The organism is Gemmiger sp. An50 (assembly GCF_002161595.1).
GTDB lineage: Bacteria > Bacillota > Clostridia > Oscillospirales > Ruminococcaceae > Allofournierella.
The window spans coordinates 214,793-233,068 of the sequence record NZ_NFID01000002.1 but is presented as its reverse complement, the minus strand read 5'-3'; the positions used below and the strand labels follow the sequence as shown (position 1 = coordinate 233,068).

The window sequence follows — 18,276 nt, the reverse complement described above, 5'->3', positions numbered from 1 at the left end:
AACCCTGTTACAAATAAGCCGGTGTGTCGGAATGGCAGACGATGCGGACTCAAAATCCGTTGGTGGCAACACCGTGTGGGTTCAAGTCCCACCACCGGCACCAAAACAATATAATCCGAACCTATTTCCAATCGGTGATGGGTTCGGATTATTTGTTTTCTTTGACCGTTACGAAAGCATTTATTTTCGCAACGGGGTGCGGCGCAAGCCCACCTCCAAGCCGAGAGGCCCACGGAAGAAGAAAGCAACCCCATAAACGCAAAAAGGGCGGGCGCAGCCGTTTGCACGGTGCGCCCGCCCTTTTCGTCACTTCTTCATTTCAGCCTCCTGCCTCTCCGCCTCCCGCTGCTTCTTCCATTCGGCAAATTCCCGCTGTCCCTCCTCGCTCTCATAGAAAGCGAGAATGTCCGGCATGATACAGCGGGCGATTGCTTCAATCTGGTGCTGGGGAATGTCGGAGTTGTTGATGAGCTTTTTTCTTCTTCCCAAATGTACCTCCGTGTTTCTAAAGATTTACCGCTGGCGGTCTTTGCCCCGCCGCTGGCCCTGTTGCTGTTCTTTGAGCGCCTGCCTGACCTCCGGGGGTATGCGCTGGACAAACCGCCGGAGCTGTTCGTTTTCCTTTTTCAGCATGAGGACTTCCATCTGCTTCTGTATGCTCTTTTCGCTGTTGACCTTCTCCTTCAAGCCCTCGTTCTCCTGCGTCAGATAGTCAATGGTGGCCTGATACTTCTTCATCTGCCCCAAGTGCTTTTCCAGCCGGGAGAAGTACGGCCCCACCATCTCCAAAATTTCGTCCCGCTTCTTCCCGGCGTTCAGCACCCCGATTTCCGACACCGCCTTTTCTATGGCCTGCTGCTGGCGGGTGAGGTCTACGGACTGCTTGAACAGCCATGTGGGAATGTGCTTGCGCCGGGTGACAAGGGCGCTCTCGCCCCGCTTGAGGACGGGGAACGCCTTTTTCATGTGGGCGTGAAATTCGTCCTGCCACTGGGAGAGCTGCGCCCGGTTGCCCAAAATCTCCTTTGCCGACAGCCGCCCGTCCTCCGTGATAGGGGTGAAGCACAGATGGAGGTGGGGCGTTTTCTCGTCCATGTGTACCACGGCGGAAAAGATGTTCCCCCGGCCCACCTTCTTCTCCATAAAGGCCACGGTCTCGGTGAAGTAGGCTTGTACCTCCTGTCTGCTCCGGCCCGTGAAAAACTCCGGGCTGGCGGTTATCAGCGTATCAACGAACATGGTGCTGTCCTTCCGGGTGCGGCACCCCGCCGCCCTGATACGGCTGTCGATCTCCCGCCGGTACTTTTGCGTTGGCTGGATGATGTGGAAGTTGTCCTTGCTGCTGCTGGTGTCAATGTCCGGGTTGCTGGCGTACTGCTCTTTGGTGCGCTCGTGGTGAGCCTCCAGCGCCCCGGCCGGCCCCGCCTTGTGTTTGGCGAAGCGTAGGATTGCGTGCTGTGCCTTTTGTGCCATTTTACCTCCTTGTTGACAGCGTTTCCCCGTTTCCGGGGGTGGGAATGATAGGATACAGGCCCCCTCTGTTCCGAGGCCGGAAAGCCTTGAAAACAGGGCGTTTTCAACCCCTAAATGGTAACGCTGGCCTGTTCGCATTTAGGGTACAGAAAAGCCACGCCTGCCGTTTCCCGGCTTGCGTGGCTTTACCGCCCTGTTTCGTTCTCGTACTGGATAAACCGCTTTTTGATGGCCTCCATGCGCTTGACCACGGCGCTGTGGGTCTTATACCCCAGCTTGTCCGCTATCTCCCCGAATGTGTACCCCTCCACCCGCAGTTCCAAAATCGCCATGTCCTTTTGGGACAAGGTTTCCTTGAACCGCTGGCAGAAGTCCTCCCCCTCCACCTGCCCCGTGAAGTCCCCCTCCGGGGCGGGGAGGGAATGGATCTTGTTGTCCTCGTCCTCCATACATTCCTCCAGCGAAACGGTCTGCACCCGCTTGGAGCGGGTGTGATACCACTTGCGGAGGAAGTCCTTGCGGACATTGGTGTCCCACTTCTCGAAGTCCTCGTCGCAGGGCATTTCCCGTATGACCTCCAGCATTGGCCCCCAGCCCTGTTCCTGGATGGTCTGCTCCACCACCAGCTTCATCAGCCCCCTGACCTTCTCCGGGTCTGGAAACGGGATGATATAGTCAGCGGGCAGACTGAACAGCGTTTGCGCACCCCATTTTCCCACCTGCTCCACCCCCTTGGCCCACAGGGGCAGGGCGTAGGACAAGCGCCACACCGGGGAATAGCCCGTGTAATGCTCCTTCCAGCCGCCGAAGCCGAAGTGGGGGAACACCAGCGAGGCCACGGCGTCCATGACCTCGTTGAGAAACTGCTGGCTCAAAATGACCTCGCCCCATTCCGGGGAGGCGTTCAGCGCCCCCATGCTCCGGGGCAGGCGGCGGAGGGTGGGAAACCGGGAAATCAAGTCACAGGGGAGCAGGTAGACCAGCGGCAGGTAGCGGACGGGGCTGTCATAGGGGAAACGGTAGATAGTGGACACGAAAGAAACCTCCTTTCCGAGCAGATTATTCTATCTCTATATTTATTTACGGCATAAGTATATACCTTTTGTTCCACAATCTCAAAAAGAATTTTGGAGAAAGTTTGTCCGGCGGGGCGGGGCCTTGCCCCAGCCCGCTGGACAGGGGAAAACTTTTTGACAGGGATGGGCGGCAAATCCCACCCCTGCCCTTGTCTTTTGGGGCGGCAGCCGGTATAATGAACTTGACTAAAATTCTGCGCCGTTCTGGCGCGACAAGGGGGCTTGTATCGTGGGACTGTTTGACGATGATGATTTGGAATTAGACGCTTTGCTTGACGCTGTAAAGAAATATCCGTCTTGCGTTGCAGAACTCAACGAGGGCAATGTCCAGGCCATCTTCAATCGGTGCTTGGCGACGGACCATACACCGAAAGAACAAGTATCCCGCAGCATTTTATTCTCCAGAACGATGGGATATAAACCGGAAGATGAAATCGTGTTCTACTTTGATAAAGACAAACTACTGGGCAACAAGAAGAATATTGAATATCTTTTTGGACAGTTGAAAAACGCCCATGAGAAAAACGAATATATGCGTATGGAGAATGCTGTCTACCAGTATCAGGGAAGAAAGTGGACAGACAATAGAGCCCATATGCTGGAATTGTTATACTTAGGCTGTACGATGGAAACTGTCCTGATCTCACCATTTAATGCAAAAACTGACGCTACTTCTTTAGGAGTTGAACGATTGAAGTCCACCCTCTCCCCGAAAGACCCGGCGTTCCCGGCATGGTGGGAGGCCCACAAGGGCGAGTGGGAGGACTGACAGCGGCGGGGCAGCAATCCCAGCCGGGGCCGTCAATGGTCAAGATGAACGGCGCACAAGTGCGCCGCCATTGACCGCCCCGCCCGGTCTTGCTTTAGGGTAATCAAGGCGGGCAAGCCCCTTTTGGATTTTGGGAGGGAACGGCCCCAAGCTGAAAGAGGCGGCGGACAAGCGCCGACAAGGGGCTTGTCCGCCCTTGCCCACCTGCAAGCGGAGGGACGGGCGGCGGTCAAGGCCGGGCGCAAGCCCGCTTGTTTCAGCCTTGACGGACGCCCGGCGCTCCGCTACTTCGGGACACTTTGTCCCACCAGCGGGGGACGAAAGACGGGGGACGGGGGCTTATATACCTGCCGCCGCTCTCTGAAAACGAACGGGCTTTTTGTTCCCTCCCGGTCACAAAAACCCCGCCCGTTTCCCTGCCGGTGCAAGCGGGGCGCAAACAGCACCGCCCCCCCGCTTCCCCCGTCAGCCACGCCAGCAGGTATAACACACTACACCTTGCAAGCAAGGTCGTGTGCCAAGGGGGTGCCGTTGCCCCCCTTTGGAAACCCCCGGTTTTGTCGGAGTGTGGCCACAGTCCGCAATCCTGCGCCCGTGTCCCCACCCCTCCAAAACGCAAAGAAGCGGCGCAGACCAGCCCAACCCCACGGGCTGATCTGCGCCGCTTCTTTGTTCGGCCTGCGGGCCGGGACGGGAGTTTTACGTGGACTGTTGAAGTGCAAAATTTGCGTTTTAATTATGGCGTTTTGCTGTTGCGTGTTATGTCGTATTGTGGTATAATCATAGTAACAGATAGGGGGCGATTTTTTGAAAATAGTTGCGGAACGAATACGGAGCCTGCGGGAGAGTGCGAAGCTGTCACAGGTGAAAATGGGTGAAATCGTAGGGGCGAAGCAGTCCAGCCTAAACCGCTATGAGCAAGACCAGACTTCCCCCAGCTATGAAACCCTTGTGCGCTATGCGGATTATTTTGATGTGTCGCTGGACTATATTCTGGGCCGTACCGATGACCCACGGGGCAAGCTGTACGGGTGCAAGCCCAAGTTTGCCGACAGCGACCCGGAGCTGGAAAAGTTTGTGGAGATGTGCTTTGACCCCAAGTCCCCCATGAACAGCCGCTTGAAAGAAACCCTGTTGACCATGCTGCGGGAGGGGAAGAAATGAAAGCTGTGATTTACGCCCGCTATTCCTCCGATAACCAGCGGGAAGAAAGCATAGAAGGACAAATCCGGGAGTGTACCGCCTTTGCCGAGAAGAACGGTATTACCATCCTGCGCCACTACATTGACCGGGCCTTTTCCGCCAAGACCGACAACCGCCCGGAATTTCAGAACATGATTAAGGACAGCGGCAAGCGCCTGTTCGATATGATTATCGTTTGGAAGCTGGACAGGTTTGCCCGCAACCGCTACGACAGCGCCCGCTACAAGGCCGCTTTGAAAAAGAACGGGGTCAAGGTGGTGTCTGCCACCGAGGTCATTTCAGACGGGGCCGAGGGTATCATTCTGGAAAGCGTGCTGGAGGGCTACGCTGAATACTACTCCGCCGACCTGTCCGAAAAGGTTGTCCGGGGCATGACGGAGAACGCCTTGAAATCCAAGTACAACGGCGGCACCCTGCCCATCGGCTATCAGATCGACAGTGACCAGTGTTTCCAGCTTGACCCGCTCACCGCCCCTTTTGTCCGGGAGGCGTTCCAGCGGTATGACGAGGGGGCCACCATGACCCAAATCCGGGACTGGCTCAATGAGCAGGGCGTAAAGAACACACGAGGCCAGAAAATGACCTATAACAGCGTCCAGCACCTTCTGAACAACCGCCGCTATATTGGGGAATACACCTACCGGGACATTGTAGTGCCGGACGGTATTCCCGCCATCGTCCCCCAAGACCTCTTTGACCGGGTGCAGGAGAAGCTGGCGAAGAACAAGAAAGCCCCGGCCCGCCACAAGGCCGAGGACGATTACTTACTAACGACCAAGCTGTTCTGCGGCTATTGCGGGGCCTATCTCTGCGGCGAGAGCGGCACCAGCCACACGGGGAATGTCCACCACTACTACAAGTGCGTGTCGGTGAAGAAGAAGCGCACCGAGTGCCACAAGAAGTCCGTCAGGAAAGAATGGATTGAAGATTTGGTGGTCAGCGAAACCATGAAGATGGTGATGGACGATACCGCCATTGAAGCCATTGTGTCCATGCTGATGGATTTGCAGGAAAGGGAGAATGTCAACCTGCCCCTCTATGAACAGCAGCTGCGGGAGGCGGATACAGCCATTCAAAACCTGCTGAACGCCATCCAGCAGGGTATCTTGACCAAGTCCACGAAAGGGCGGCTGGAAGAACTGGAAGCCACGAAAGAGGAACTGGAAACCAAGATTGCCTGTGAGAAGCTGGCGAAGCCCAAAGTCAGCGCCGAGTTTATGACCTTTTGGCTCCACCGTTTCCGCAAGCTGGATGTGCGGCAGAAGTCCCACAGGAAGATGTTGATTGATACCTTTGTCAACGCCATTTTCCTGTATGATGACAAGATGGTGATAACCTTCAACTACAAGGACGGGACGGACACCATCTCTTTTGATGACCTGAAAGCGGCGCTGGATAAGGAAAAAACAGGTTCGGATTTGGATTGCTCAACTGCACCATAAAATCAAAACGGTATAGATGCCACTGGAGAAAAGCCAGTGGCATCAACCGTTTCCGGGCTTTTTCAGCTCGAAAATTTACGGATGATTCCATAGATGCCAACCGCTGTTTCCCCCTAACTGGTGGGATTCGAACCCCCTCTTCTCGAAGGTTGGCAACACCAGAAACCATGTAGCGCCCTTTTTGAAAATTGATGCTTCAAAAAGGGCGCTATTTTTCTGCCAATAGAATACACAAAGTTTGGGGCGTCAATTTGTTGGTCGTGATGGACCAATAGGTTGGCGCCCTTTTTCGTTTTCAGGCAATTTCAAAAAGGGCACTAAATATCAGGAGGTAGTAAATGAATCAAGAACAGTTTTTTCAGGAGCTTCGCACCGCTCTTCACCGTGAGGGATTCACTCCGCAGCCGGAACAGGATGAATTGCTTCCTGTGGAGTGGGATGGTCTCCCCCTTTGCCGGATCACAGCGGACGGAGGCGTTCGCTACTGGCAGGAGGATGTAGCGACACCAGAACGGGAACGAGCCTGTGAGCGAGCCACCGATCTGGCCTGCACCGTGCGGGAGTACATGACGCTGCTGGAACAGGCTCCGCCCCTGCAAGCTCAAAGCTTGACCGGTGACTACCGCCTGCTGGCTGACTTCAACGGAGCCGTGCTGGCTGCCCATCCCACCCGGCTTGGCGTCCAATTCGTCACATGGGACTGGAGCTTCGACCGTACAGGTCTCAACCAGGGCAATTACTTTCAGGAAAACTATGCAGGTGCCAAGCAGGACTTCGCCATCCGCGCCGGCCTCATTTCCAAACAGCAAATCTTCAATCAGGAACAGCTTATCGAAATCTACCACTGCTGCTCCGACACCTTGGACGCTGGTTTTGACTTGACTGCTGAGCAGGAAAAGTGCATCCGGGGCGTTCAGGAGCAGATTGCCATTGCAGCTCCCGATGCTCTGAATCGCATAAGGGAGCAGGAGCAGCACCCCATGGAACCCTACAGTCAGAAACCGATCATGTAATATTCAGGCGCCGGAGTTTTAGAAATAAGACTCCGGCGCTTTTTTATTGCCTCAAACCAGACAGGAGGATTAAAGATTGGATCAAAAGAACGAACAAAAAGCGCCGCTGCGCATCAAAAATCTGGCTGAGTTGAAACGCTGTATCCGCCCCGGGACAGAGTTGGTGGCAACCAGCCATAGCAAGCACCCTGCCCTGGTCGGGCTTGTGCGGGTGGTGACTGAGGTTCAGACCAACGCTTACTATTCCGTGGTCAAGGATCAGCCGTCTCATCAGTATTCGACCTGTAATTACGGGAAGGGATTCCGCTCTGATTTCGAAAAGGCATCCAACTATTTATTTGAGGGCACGACCATCAAAGTCCTTGACCGCAGAAGCGGTGATGGCAGCGTGCTGTACGAAATGGAGCTTTATCCGGGCGAATGCCTTATTCCCGGCCAGAAAAGCGATATGGAGGAGGATGAGGAAATCAGAGAAGACGGTTGCGAAATCAAGCAGGAAGGGATGAGTATGACCTTATGACACGCTACTTCATGCGGGATACACCGCTGTGCCAGATGGAACAGCAGATGATGACCCCGCCCTATTTCAAGCCCAGGGGCCATGGCCGATACTATCCCAGTTTCAAATATAGCAGAGATGACATGGAATGCCCATACTGCATGAACTTCAGGCGAAAGCATCCCTGCCCTTTGGAGCAGTGCGTCTGTCTGGATGAACGGATCGTGGCCGGTGCGATTGACCTCAACGAGTTTGTCAGGGATTGCTTCTTCCCTGAAGCGGGAGTGCAGCTTCAGGCCCGCTTAGAGAGGAGTTTCAATGGTTGCTCCATTGGATTTTTCCTGAGCGATAGTCATCGGGAGCGTTGGCAGCACTGGCGTGCGCGTTGCTATCGAATGTCAGACCGTGATCTGGCCGCGCTGTTTCTCCTCACGGCGTATGGGGATATCTGGCGCAGGATGATCTGGAAGTTTGATGCCAGTGGGTTTGACTTCCAATCTGTCCAGCTCGCCGGCATCCAACCGGAGCTGTACAGTGTTTATCAAGCGGCCAAAGCCATCTCCACCGGTAGCCGCAATATCACTCTTGCCGATCTCGCATCCCCCCAATTGGTCACAGATGAGGCGTTCCACCTGATTGTCTGCGCTCTGCTTCTGGCCAAGTACGGAGATGCGATTTTGAATTTTGAAGGAAAGTAAGGTGATGCAATGTGATGATGGAAGCAGTTCTGAGCAACGCCGACCACCCGGAATACGGTGTTGCGACGATCCCTCTTCCCATTCCCAGAAATCAGTACGACCACTGCGTTTCGCTGTTGGAGGCACTGGAGATCGGCGATGCCTCTGAAGCCGACTGCCGCTTGGACTCGCTCGACAGTGCCTGGCCTGTGCTGAATCGGCTGGTATGCACCAAGGTCAACCTTGATGAGTTGGACTATCTGGCAAAGCGGCTGGACAGCTTTACTGTGGGCGAGTTTTCGCAATTTCAGGCGATGGCTGAAAAGCTGAATCTCACTCGCATGAAGGATCTCATCAACCTGACCTTCTGCTGCCAGCAGGCGACGGTGATCACGGACTTCACAAATTTGAAAGAGGTTGGCCATGATCACTACATGAACATCCACGGCGGATGTGCCAGCATGGAAGAACTGGAACAGCTGGACGGAGTGGAAACCGCCATTCTGCTGATTGAGGACAATGAGGGAACCGTCACCCGCTATGGCGTGGTCTATGACAACGGTATGCAGCTTTCACAGCTCTATGATGGGAAGCACCTGCCCTGCTACCACTATGAGGCCGATATGACTGCTGTCGGGATATCCTCCCGGTGGGAGCCGGAGAACAGCAGGAATGTGACCTGGATCTATCTCCCTGCATCAAAAGGACAAATTGAGCGCGCCATGCAGCGTTCCGGCATTGCTGACCCAAAGGATATGCGCCTCTTTATAGCTGACAGTTCATTCCCAGAGGAAGTGGATGTAGCACTGGACTTCCAGTGCAATAACATCCACGAACTCAATGAGCTGGCGCTGGCTGTGGAGAAGTTTTCGATTCATGACCGCAAGAAGTTGGGGGCGGCAGTAAGCATGGCCAAGCCGGAAAACGCCAGCCAGATCCGTCGTTTGGCGGAAAACATGGATCTGTTTGAATTCGCCCCCGGCGCTCATACCCCCGAAGAATATGGGAAATACATGATTCAGAGATCCGGCCATTTTGAGTATGACCCCAATCTGGACGAGTTTTATGACTACGAGCGGTATGGCCTGCAGCACATGGACTATCAGTCGGGCGTGTTTACCGACCGAGGCTACATCGCCTATGTTGGCACAGTAGATCTGGAGGAACTGATGGCAGAAGATCCGGTAGATCAGTGCCAGCGGGAACAGGGGGTTCAAATGGGAGGAATGACATGATCCAACTTTTCATGAAACGAAGTGGGAGTCCTGTCATTGTCCCACTCAATTTGCCCGCATCTCATGACGCCATGACAGAAGCGGCCAGCCAGCTTGATGAGGCCAGCAGAGCAGGAAAAACAGAGATCGTCGAGATCAAAAGCGTGATCGCCAATCTGCCGTCGTACCTCGGCGGACTCGATCCTGATTCCAGAACGCAGCTTGCACAGCTGAATCAGCTTTCGAGCATCATTGCCAAAATGGACTCCCGCGAACGGAACATCTATGCCGGCGCCTTGGATGGCAACAGCATCAATGATCTGAACGATATGATTCGTGTGGCGGTACAGGTGTCGGACTACATTCTCATCCCTAATGTAAACTCGGATGTGACGCTTGGCCGATATGTCGCTGTTGCCGGTCAGATTCAAGGTGACCCCAGATTCCCCGAAGCAGCCTGGCCCTATCTGGACTTCGCAAAAATCGGCGCAGAATACTATGCCGAGCATGGCGGTGCCTATACCTATGCAGGCTATGTGCTCCGCAAGCAGGATGATGAGCTTGTCAGAGAGAAAAAATCGAAGATCCAGCTTGACCTCTCCTCTTCCCAAGCGCAAGTGAGTATCTGCCTTCCGGCAACGAAGGAAGAATTGGAGCGAGTAAAAAGAACACTGGGAATCGATTGTTTTGCAGAGGCAGCCGTAACCAAGGTGTCGTTTTCCGTTCCCTATATGGACGAGCACATTCCCACTACAGGGGTCTGCGTGGAAGATGCAAACGAATTGGCTTGGGCCATTGAGGGGATGCAGTGTGAAGATGGTGAACTGCTGAAATATCTGTCGGTTCTTTCTGTGGAGCAGCCGGGGACTATGCAGGAGGCTCTCCGCTGTGCCATGAATCTGGACGACTATGAGCGCATTCCGGAGGACACTTACGAATACGGGCAAGCAGTCCTTCGGCGCATCGGTGCTGATGACGAGCTGATCGATACCATCGACGGATATATGGATTTTGAGAAGCTGGGTGAAGACACTATGGCGGAGGAAGGAGTCCGGCGAACCGAGTTTGGCCTGATCCGCCGATGCAACAGCCCCTTCGCTGAGGAAACCCAGGCGATGGAGATGGGAGGCCTTTCCTGACGCCCCGTGAAACCGATCTGCTCCGCGTAAAGCTGGTGGCGCACACCCTCCTCGATGTGCAGATCCAGGAAACGGCCCTCTCCCCGGTGATCGTCAGCCACCCCTTCACAAACTCCGGGATCTCCGCGCTTCGGAATGAGGATGGGAGCCTCTCCATGGTCGACCTGATCAACAATTCGGATGACTGCACAAGGTGGCGCAGAAAGGTTGGAGAGCAGATCGACAGCGCCGAAAATGTCCATCAGATCTTCGTACTGCTCAACCCGCCCTATTATCTGACTTTTATCAAATTTGCCGCCTCCGCTCTCTCAGAGAAGGATCTGGGACAGCTCTTATCCACCGCCTGGACCCAGGAGGAATGCCCCAATCAGGACTGCAATGTGAGCAAACGAGAACTGGTGGCCTTGTTCCGATCCGTCCCTCCGGAGTTCCTGATGGACGAGGAGGAGCGCGCCGCACACCAGGCGCTGGAGGATACGGTGACGGTCTATCGGGGCGTTACCCCCTACAACGCCAAAAATATCAGGGCGCTGTCCTGGACACTGGATCGGAAAACGGCAGACTGGTTCGCCCACCGCTTCGGTGAGGAGGGAACGGTGTATGAGGCGCAGATTCGGAAGGAACACATCCTGGCCCTGTTCACAGGCAGGAATGAAAGCGAGGTCATCGTAGACCCGCGGCACCTGGAACAGATCATGGAGTCACCGGAGCCGGGATTTGATATGCAAATGACCTGAACGACATGATCCGATGATTGGGAGGAATGTAAATGAAGAAGAAAATCATGATCACAGTAGCATCTCTGGCAGCACTGGGAGCTGCTGCTGTCGCCGGCTATCTCCACTTCTCCGGCAGGACGCCTTTTGGTCATAGCTATTTCCGCTGAGCTGTGGTATTGTTCCGCATGAGGAGGTGAAGCAAATGGCCATTTCTTTATCGGAACAGTTGGAGAGTGACATCAACGAATATCTTCACAAGACTTTTGGGACATATTTCTCCAGCCTTGATGAAAGATTTGCCGCAGATATTAAGGAAGATGTTATCAACACATCGGATTTCCATCATGGATCTTACAACGATGATGACATCTCCATCGCATTCCAGCGAGTAACTCTGGGTAGGATGGGACATCCTGACTGGCAAATTTACCATCTCTGTACGGATACGGAGGCAAATACCATGAAGCAGAATGTAAAAGTAAATACACCGATTCACATCAGGCCCGCTTCCCATGAGGAGGCGGGCCTTTTCTATTCCCAGATGAAGGAGACCGAGGATGCGGCGCTGGGCACGGTTGGCCATGTCCGGATGGACTTTGGATCTTCCGGAAAAGGATTCTACCACACATGGTGGCCCCACAACGATGACCAGTTCAACACCAAGGAATTCAAGGGTGAACTTCAGGAAGTCGTGGATGCGCTTCGGGCAGATGGGCCGCTCAAGGATCTGGCTTCGATGAGAAGCTACTGCTATCGGAACGGCGGCGGAATCACGGAGGATGGCCGGTGCTTTGGCTATATCGTGGAAACTGAGCATTATCGCTACTGCCTCCGCTGCACTCCCTCTCCTGGGGATTATCAGGGCTACCTCTACTGCTACGATCTGCGCCAACAGCAGATGGCACAAGGCAAACCAGTAGGACGAGTGACCTTCGCCGATGGCAGCCGGATGGACTACACCGACGCGCAGGAATATCTCCGGTGCATCCAGGAGGAACTGCCTCAGCATTCGGTCACGGGCTTCCGCTATGAGACGCTGACGGATGACCCGGTTGTTCGCAAGCAGGTGGACGATATCCTTTTCGACCTGTATGGCGAGGAGAATCCGCAGTCCCTGGCGGACTATGAAAACGGCTCCAACCGAGATATGAAGATGGGAGGAATGTAAATGTCAGTACCCAAAGAATGGCTGAGCTTCCTGCGGGAACAGTTTCCCGCAGGCTCAAGGATCAAGCTCAGAGAGATGAAAGACCCCTATGCCCCGCTGGAGCCGGGCAGCACGGGGATTCTGGACCACATCGACGATGCCGGGCAGTTCCACATGAAGTGGGACAATGGCAGAACCCTGGCGCTGACCATCGGAGAGGACAGCTTCTCTGTTCTCCCGCCTGAGCCCACCACGCTGAAGCTGTATATGCCACTGACCGCCGATCTCTACACCCGCAACGAGTATGGAGAGATGGAGGATGACTGCACGCTGCTGGACGGAAGAATGCTGCGGTGCTATGAGGGTGAGATCCTCAGAGCCCTGATCAACAACCGGATGCCGGAGGAATCCGAGAGCGGCATCATGCACTGGTATGGCGAGGATGACAGCGTCAACCAGAAGGTCAAATCTGTCGTGTTCACCGTCGAGGATCGGAACGGCCAGCTTTGGGGTGTTGCCGAGTGCCGCGTGGTTGGCACCCTCACCCCGGAGGAACTGACCACCCTGAAAGAGTATATCTCCGGACAGGCGTCGGATGGCTGGGGCGAGGGCTTCGAACAGCGGGAGATCTGCGCCGGCGACGATGAGCTGTATGTCCATCTGTGGAGCGTGGAGGATGATTGGGATATCCAGACCGAGGCAGAACGCTTCGCGCCCAGAGTGGCGGAGGGGCTGCCGGAGATATGCTTCTCCACTCTCAAGTCCACCGGTGACCTCATCTGTATCCGCCGGGGCGAGTCCGGCTACTACCCCTCCGATTGGGACACCGGTGACAAGGAGCAAAATGTGGAGCTGGCGGATAAGATGAATGAAAAACTGGGAGTCAGCCCCATCCAGCGCCAAGCTATGGAAGTGGGCAGTATGTGTGGCTGGGATGTCCCCGGTGCCGATCCCGCCAAATATGAGGAGGACTACAGGCCCCAAATGGGAGGGATGACCCTTGAATGAAGTGTTCCGTGTGGAGCTGTTCGGCGGAAAAACGGATCGGTGGTGCGATCTGGAGCTTCCGGCTACCTACTATGGCCTTTCGGACGCACTGGACAAGCTCCAAATGACATTGGGCGACAAGCCGAGGTGGGAATTCCTTGAACACCATGGTTTTCAGTTCCTCCATGTCCATCTGACCCATGAATGCGATCTGTATCAGCTCAATGCGCTGGCAACCTGCCTGGGACAGATGAACGGCAGAGAGAGAACGGCCTTCGAAGGGCTGTTCAACATGGAGGTGGCCAAAAAATACGGTCCCATCAGCGTTGCCACCATGATCGACCTGGCCTACAGCGCAGACTGCTGTCATGTGGTCAACGCCACGACGGACGAACAGCTCGGCAGGTTCTATGCGGAGAACGATTTCATCCCTGCCCTGGAAAAAGTTCCGGATTCCATCTTCGAGTATCTTGACTTTGAGATGCTCGGAAGAAAAGCCAGGTTTGAGGAGGGCGGCGTTTTCGCAAGCGGCGGGTATGTCACGCAGCACACTGAGCTGAAGCAGGTATATGACAGCCTGGCCTTGATTCCCGAAGCGCCGGAATACGGCATCCGCCTGACGGTCGGCAGGTATCCCTTCCACTCCAATGAGCAGTCGGATAACATGATGTGCCTGGATCTGCCAGCCACGCAGGAACGGCTGGATGCCGTGCTGGAGGCTTGCGGAGGCGCCTCCTGGTCGGAAATGGTCTTCCAGGTGGAGGACAGTGTGATGCCTGCGCTTCTGGAAAACATGGCCTGCGACGATATCCATGGACTGAACGAGTTGGCCAAATGCTTCAAGGAGCTGAGCAAACAAGGAGAACTTTCCAAATTCAAGGCAGTTATCCTTGCGGCGGATTGTCACGATATCGCTGCCGCTGTCCAGATTGCGGAAAATCTGGATGACTACCTGCTCGAGCCTGATCAGCGAAACCCCGAGGAGGTGGCCATAGAGGAGCTTCGCTTCATTGTGGACGAGCATTCCCGGCCCATTCTGCAGAAGCACGTCGTCCTCTACAACTACGGTCAGGATGTCATGGCAGCACACAACGCTCTGCTGACCCCCTACGGGCTGGTTCAGCGCAGTGATGGCGAGCCGATCCGCAATGAAGAAACACAGGCAGAAAATGCCGGAATGGAGATGATGTGATGGCGAGTCGGCAAACCAGGCAACTCCTGGATCTTCTGGACGGTTTTGAAATGACCAAATCCCAACACGACTGGCTGGAACGGCGATTCGAGAACATGACGGTAAAAGAAAGCCTTCTGTTCCGCGGAGCAATGCAGATCGAGCAGCCGAGGATGACCTGCGATGTGATGCTGATTGCAAGTCAATTGGATCACTATGATCTGTTCTATGGGGCCGGGGATGATGTTCAGCTGGGCAAATTCATCATGGAACAGATCCAGCGCCCCTCTGATCAAGCGCGGGAGTTTCTTGACCCGGGGAAAGTGGGAGCGGCTTACCGCCAAAAGGGCGGAAACACTTTCTGCGACGGGCACTTTATCAAGGTCACCTCTTTAATCGATCCGTTTCTGGACAGTGACCCTTCGATGAATCCCGACAAAGGCGATTTTGCGATCCGGGTCAAGCTGGCCAGCCGAACCAACATGGACGGCGTGTGGGTGGGCTTCCCGGACACTGACGAGTACATAGACGCCGCCCATCCGGACGAGCTGCTTCTGGCGCTGGATGAGCTGGAAGCGGAGTCCCTGACCGAGTGCATCGCCATGGAGGTGGACTGTTGTCTGCCCCAACTGGAAGACATCCCCTCCCAGTATGACTCCGCCGCCCAGCTCATCCGCCATGCCATCGACTTTGGTTACATCTGGAGCGAGCAGGGACAAGGAGAACCCAGATGGTTGGATAAATTTATGGCGGTTATGGAGCTGGAGGATTGCCACCGCCTGGATTACGCCCTGGATTTAGCCCAAAATCTCCGCTGCTATCACTTCATGCCCCGTGATATGGATCTTGCCGATTACGGAAAAGAGTTGGCAATGCGGGATGGCATCTATCCCAAAGACGAACTGCTCGCCGCCTGCTTTGACGCTGAAGAATATGCCTGTTATAAAATGAAGCGCATGGGCCTGTCCGCCGCAGAACATGGGTTTGTATCCTGGAATGGCACGGAACTCAACTTTGAGTATAGCCAGCCGGATACCGGTCAGACCATGCAGATGTAGAATATCTTCCCACGCTGGATGGAGGTGAACAGAGCAGCACAACAAACTTCATAACACCACAGGGGCCGTTACCCGAAAGGGACTGACGGCCCCTGCTTTTTTGCGCTCTTTCCGGGTAACTGTCCCGGAAAGGAGTCTTCATGACGACGGACAACCCTATCGCCAAGCACCTGAAGGAGTATCACCGCGGAGAGCTGAGAGTCGTCCCCAGCCGTGAGCTGGAGGCCGCTTTTCAGATTCGCGGACCTGACCTTCGCCGCACGATCAACTGCCTGCGCGGGGATGGCATCCCCATTTGCAGCTCTGATTCCGGCTATTATTACGCCGACACCGAGGAGGAACTGCAGAGGACGATCCGGCAGCTCCGAAGCAGGATCAAGAAGATCGCCCATGCCGAGCGTGGCCTCACCAAAGCGTTGGAGCAATTTACCGACAGCGGCCAGATATCCCTCCCCCTGGAGGGAGGTGATACTGCTTGAAAAGCTTCATCCCCTGGGTGGGAGGCAAAAGCAAGCTGCTCTGGCTGATCCATAAGCTGTCCCCCTCGCGCTATTCCCGGTTTATCGATGTGTTCGGCGGCAGCGGGACAGTGACATTGAGCCGCCCGATCCAGCAGGGATGCATGGAGGTTTATAACGATTTCAACGGCGACCTGACCAATCTGTTCTGCTGTGTCAAAAACAGAACCATGGCGCTCCTGTTGGAACTTGGCTTCCTGCCGCTGAACACCCGTGATGACTTCAATGTGCTGTATAAGTTCTTCTCCCGTGAGGAATTCACCGATGACTATCTGGACGAGGAGATGGAGCTGACCCAGCGATATCTGGAACCGCCGGATGCCAAAACCATCCGAAGGATGATGCTGGAACGGGCGCCTCGCGGAGATGTGCGGCGAGCCTCAGACTATTTCAAGCTCATCCGGTACAGCTTCAGCGGCGGCGCAAAATCCTTCGCTGGAAAATCCTGCGACATCCGCCGCTTTTTCCATCTGGTCTGGGAGTGTTCCCGCAGGCTGGCCGATGTTGTGGTGGAGAACAAGGACTGCGTCGACCTCATCCGCCAATATGACCGGGAAGACGCATTCTTCTACTGTGACCCGCCTTACTACGATGCAGAGGACTGCTATGCGGTGGGCTTTCCCAAGGAAGGCCACCAGCGCCTCCACGATGCGCTTCTGGAGTGCCATGGGTATGTGATGGTTTCCTACAACTACTGTCCCTTCATCGTAGATCTGTACAAGGAGTTTTACATCTTCTACACCACACGCCCCAACAGTATGTCCCAGAAAGCCGGAAGCGAATACGAGGAGATCGTCATCACCAACTACGATCCCCGTCTCTACAACTCCGCAAGGCATTGGCAGCTCAGCATTTTCAACCTGTCTGCCGCAGATGAGGATGACGGGCGCTACACGCTGATCCACGAACCGGAAACAAAATCTCATAAAACGGAGGAAAGAAGATGACCTTTATCAAGTACACCAACGACGGCAAGGCCGTCATCCAGCCGGCGGCCCTCACCCTGAGCGGCCTCGAGCAGGAGGAAACGCTGGAGATGCACACCCTGGAAAACGCCATGGTCCTGCTCAAGCAGGAGATGGAGCCGGTGGAGAAAGCCGCCGCTATGATGGCGCTGATGCGGCTGGCCCACAGCCTGTGGGAGGATATGCTGGCCGGATGGGAGGATCAGAAGGACGATGCGGACCCGTGCGATGGCTGCTCTGGCTGCGGCGAGGATATGCTGCCCATTCCCGCAGAGGCCTTTGCGGATGCCGGCATCCTGCACGACAACCTTCGTGTGGTCAGCGTGGACGGCGCTGTTCTGGTGGTATCCGACGACCGCAAGACCAAGTGGGCGGCCGAGCTGGACAAGAGCCTGGAACAGCTCGGTATCGACAGGGCCGGTTTCGAGAAGCTGGTCAAGGCAGTCATGGAGCTGGATGAGGACGAGGACGATGACTAAGGATCACGCCTACCTCTACCTCAGTTCCCTCTCCGAGGCCAAACGGCAAAACGAGGTGGCTCTCTGGCGGGCAAGCCACTTGGAGAACATCGCCTGTAAGCAGGCCATCGAGGAGGCCATCCGCAGGGGCTTTGATGGGATGCACCTGAATCACGACTGCGCCAGGGGCGTCATCGAGGACTTTGGCTTCAAGCGTGTGGGATGGGTGCTGGCCGCCACCATTCAGCTGAAACCGGAGGATGGGCGCTTCAGCCGCCGGAACAAGGAGTGGGCCGCCGCGACCTTTATCCCCCACAGCGACCGAAACTATGAGTTTATGGTGGAAAGTCACGCCGGTGTTCTGGACATCTTCGTAAATGAGTTTCGCGACTCTCAGGATGCGCTTGGGATGTTTGTGCGCTCCCACTGCGACGATATGACCGGGCAGGAGCTGGAGGGCAAGGTGCTGGTCATGAGTCCGTTCACGCTGAAGGAGTCCTATTGGGCGCCGGAGAATCAGCTCTGGCTGGCGACCGGCGGCTTCGGCTGCGCCCCCAACGCCGCGGGCAGAGCGGTATACGCCACCTGCCTCGGTGACGGGGAGCGAACCCGGTGGAACCGGAGCGATTTCATCGGCATTCTCAAGGAAGAACATCTGCCCGACTGGGCAAGAGAAAGCCTGGAACAGATCCGGCGGGAAGATCCTGCCGAATCTGCCGGCATGACAACCCCATCCATGTGAGTGAAA

20 protein-coding genes and 1 tRNA gene are annotated in these 18,276 nt (G+C 55.4%); 18 read left to right on the top strand and 3 right to left on the bottom strand.

Annotated features, from left to right (window positions below):
- Positions 1 to 17: 17 nt before the first annotated feature.
- Positions 18 to 103 (top strand) — tRNA-Leu (locus B5G03_RS03275).
- A gap of 203 nt (positions 104 to 306) precedes the next feature.
- Here B5G03_RS03275 and B5G03_RS03270 read toward each other — a convergent pair.
- The 3 genes from B5G03_RS03270 to B5G03_RS03260 form a co-directional block, all read right to left on the bottom strand.
- On the bottom strand, positions 307 to 489 hold the full coding sequence (locus tag B5G03_RS03270) for a hypothetical protein (RefSeq protein WP_087180338.1): 183 nt from the start codon (positions 487 to 489) through the stop codon (positions 307 to 309).
- A 24-nt stretch (positions 490 to 513) separates the two neighbouring features.
- Entirely contained in the window at positions 514 to 1,473 is a 960-nt protein-coding gene (gene mobV, locus B5G03_RS03265) for a MobV family relaxase (protein WP_087180337.1), read from the bottom strand.
- A gap of 185 nt (positions 1,474 to 1,658) precedes the next feature.
- On the bottom strand, positions 1,659 to 2,507 hold the full coding sequence (locus B5G03_RS03260) for an RNA polymerase sigma factor (RefSeq protein WP_087180336.1): 849 nt from the start codon (positions 2,505 to 2,507) through the stop codon (positions 1,659 to 1,661).
- 271 nt (positions 2,508 to 2,778) lie between these two features.
- Here B5G03_RS03260 and B5G03_RS03255 point away from each other — a divergent pair, with 271 nt between their 5' ends.
- The 17 genes from B5G03_RS03255 (at position 2,779) to B5G03_RS03165 (ending at position 18,270) form a co-directional block, all read left to right on the top strand.
- Positions 2,779 to 3,318 (top strand): hypothetical protein, encoded by a 540-nt coding sequence (locus B5G03_RS03255; RefSeq protein ID WP_087180335.1) that lies wholly within the window; start codon positions 2,779 to 2,781, stop codon positions 3,316 to 3,318.
- Positions 3,319 to 4,125: 807 nt separating this feature from the next.
- The gene (locus B5G03_RS03240; protein ID WP_087180334.1) at positions 4,126 to 4,482 is read left to right on the top strand and encodes a helix-turn-helix domain-containing protein; all 357 of its coding nucleotides are present in this window, start codon (positions 4,126 to 4,128) and stop codon (positions 4,480 to 4,482) included.
- The gene (locus B5G03_RS03235; protein ID WP_087180333.1) at positions 4,479 to 5,963 is read left to right on the top strand and encodes a recombinase family protein; all 1,485 of its coding nucleotides are present in this window, start codon (positions 4,479 to 4,481) and stop codon (positions 5,961 to 5,963) included. Before B5G03_RS03240 ends, B5G03_RS03235 begins: the two co-directional genes overlap by 4 nt.
- Positions 5,964 to 6,301: 338 nt before the next feature.
- A complete protein-coding gene (locus tag B5G03_RS03230; protein WP_206423598.1) occupies positions 6,302 to 6,976 on the top strand; it encodes a hypothetical protein in 675 nt (224 codons plus the stop codon).
- Between the two features lie 76 nt (positions 6,977 to 7,052).
- Positions 7,053 to 7,496, top strand: coding sequence for a hypothetical protein (locus B5G03_RS03225; RefSeq protein ID WP_087180332.1), 444 nt, complete (start codon positions 7,053 to 7,055; stop codon positions 7,494 to 7,496).
- Positions 7,493 to 8,173, top strand: coding sequence for a hypothetical protein (locus B5G03_RS03220; RefSeq protein WP_087180331.1), 681 nt, complete (start codon positions 7,493 to 7,495; stop codon positions 8,171 to 8,173). The genes B5G03_RS03225 and B5G03_RS03220 overlap by 4 nt, the downstream gene beginning before the upstream one ends.
- A gap of 14 nt (positions 8,174 to 8,187) precedes the next feature.
- Positions 8,188 to 9,387, top strand: coding sequence for an antirestriction protein ArdA (locus tag B5G03_RS03215; RefSeq protein ID WP_087180330.1), 1,200 nt, complete (start codon positions 8,188 to 8,190; stop codon positions 9,385 to 9,387).
- Positions 9,384 to 10,505: a DUF6329 domain-containing protein gene (locus B5G03_RS03210; RefSeq protein WP_087180329.1), complete on the top strand. Its 1,122-nt coding sequence runs from the start codon at positions 9,384 to 9,386 to the stop codon at positions 10,503 to 10,505. Before B5G03_RS03215 ends, B5G03_RS03210 begins: the two co-directional genes overlap by 4 nt.
- Before the next feature lie 155 nt (positions 10,506 to 10,660).
- Positions 10,661 to 11,242: a hypothetical protein gene (locus B5G03_RS03205; protein ID WP_242962274.1), complete on the top strand. Its 582-nt coding sequence runs from the start codon at positions 10,661 to 10,663 to the stop codon at positions 11,240 to 11,242.
- A gap of 442 nt (positions 11,243 to 11,684) precedes the next feature.
- Positions 11,685 to 12,392 carry a hypothetical protein gene (locus B5G03_RS03200; RefSeq protein WP_087180420.1) on the top strand — a complete coding sequence of 236 codons (708 nt, stop codon included), beginning with the start codon at positions 11,685 to 11,687 and terminating at the stop codon, positions 12,390 to 12,392.
- On the top strand, positions 12,393 to 13,379 hold the full coding sequence (locus B5G03_RS03195) for a DUF4314 domain-containing protein (protein WP_087180327.1): 987 nt from the start codon (positions 12,393 to 12,395) through the stop codon (positions 13,377 to 13,379).
- Positions 13,372 to 14,550, top strand: coding sequence for an antirestriction protein ArdA (locus B5G03_RS03190; RefSeq protein WP_087180326.1), 1,179 nt, complete (start codon positions 13,372 to 13,374; stop codon positions 14,548 to 14,550). Before B5G03_RS03195 ends, B5G03_RS03190 begins: the two co-directional genes overlap by 8 nt.
- A gap of 50 nt (positions 14,551 to 14,600) precedes the next feature.
- Positions 14,601 to 15,587: a hypothetical protein gene (locus B5G03_RS03185; protein WP_242962273.1), complete on the top strand. Its 987-nt coding sequence runs from the start codon at positions 14,601 to 14,603 to the stop codon at positions 15,585 to 15,587.
- Positions 15,588 to 15,727: 140 nt separating this feature from the next.
- Positions 15,728 to 16,066 carry a hypothetical protein gene (locus tag B5G03_RS03180; protein WP_087180324.1) on the top strand — a complete coding sequence of 113 codons (339 nt, stop codon included), beginning with the start codon at positions 15,728 to 15,730 and terminating at the stop codon, positions 16,064 to 16,066.
- A complete protein-coding gene (locus B5G03_RS03175) occupies positions 16,063 to 17,052 on the top strand; it encodes a DNA adenine methylase (protein ID WP_242962272.1) in 990 nt (329 codons plus the stop codon). Before B5G03_RS03180 ends, B5G03_RS03175 begins: the two co-directional genes overlap by 4 nt.
- A complete protein-coding gene (locus B5G03_RS03170; RefSeq protein ID WP_087180323.1) occupies positions 17,049 to 17,549 on the top strand; it encodes a hypothetical protein in 501 nt (166 codons plus the stop codon). Before B5G03_RS03175 ends, B5G03_RS03170 begins: the two co-directional genes overlap by 4 nt.
- Positions 17,542 to 18,270, top strand: coding sequence for a DUF3849 domain-containing protein (locus tag B5G03_RS03165; RefSeq protein ID WP_087180322.1), 729 nt, complete (start codon positions 17,542 to 17,544; stop codon positions 18,268 to 18,270). The genes B5G03_RS03170 and B5G03_RS03165 overlap by 8 nt, the downstream gene beginning before the upstream one ends.
- Positions 18,271 to 18,276: the final 6 nt, after the last annotated feature.

What these genes read in the sequence shown, in the direction of transcription:
- B5G03_RS03210 (WP_087180329.1), top strand. Translation starts at nt 9,384, where the DNA reads ATGATCCAACTTTTCATGAAACGAAGTGGGAGTCCTGTCATTGTCCCA.
- B5G03_RS03180 (WP_087180324.1), top strand. Translation starts at nt 15,728, where the DNA reads ATGACGACGGACAACCCTATCGCCAAGCACCTGAAGGAGTATCACCGC.
- B5G03_RS03200 (WP_087180420.1), top strand. Translation starts at nt 11,685, where the DNA reads ATGAAGCAGAATGTAAAAGTAAATACACCGATTCACATCAGGCCCGCT.
- B5G03_RS03165 (WP_087180322.1), top strand. Translation starts at nt 17,542, where the DNA reads ATGACTAAGGATCACGCCTACCTCTACCTCAGTTCCCTCTCCGAGGCC.
- B5G03_RS03185 (WP_242962273.1), top strand. Translation starts at nt 14,601, where the DNA reads ATGACCAAATCCCAACACGACTGGCTGGAACGGCGATTCGAGAACATG.
- B5G03_RS03195 (WP_087180327.1), top strand. Translation starts at nt 12,393, where the DNA reads ATGTCAGTACCCAAAGAATGGCTGAGCTTCCTGCGGGAACAGTTTCCC.
- B5G03_RS03235 (WP_087180333.1), top strand. Translation starts at nt 4,479, where the DNA reads ATGAAAGCTGTGATTTACGCCCGCTATTCCTCCGATAACCAGCGGGAA.
- B5G03_RS03205 (WP_242962274.1), top strand. Translation starts at nt 10,661, where the DNA reads ATGGTCGACCTGATCAACAATTCGGATGACTGCACAAGGTGGCGCAGA.
- mobV (WP_087180337.1), bottom strand. Translation starts at nt 1,473, where the DNA reads ATGGCACAAAAGGCACAGCACGCAATCCTACGCTTCGCCAAACACAAG.
- B5G03_RS03170 (WP_087180323.1), top strand. Translation starts at nt 17,049, where the DNA reads ATGACCTTTATCAAGTACACCAACGACGGCAAGGCCGTCATCCAGCCG.
- B5G03_RS03230 (WP_206423598.1), top strand. Translation starts at nt 6,302, where the DNA reads ATGAATCAAGAACAGTTTTTTCAGGAGCTTCGCACCGCTCTTCACCGT.
- B5G03_RS03220 (WP_087180331.1), top strand. Translation starts at nt 7,493, where the DNA reads ATGACACGCTACTTCATGCGGGATACACCGCTGTGCCAGATGGAACAG.
- B5G03_RS03215 (WP_087180330.1), top strand. Translation starts at nt 8,188, where the DNA reads ATGATGGAAGCAGTTCTGAGCAACGCCGACCACCCGGAATACGGTGTT.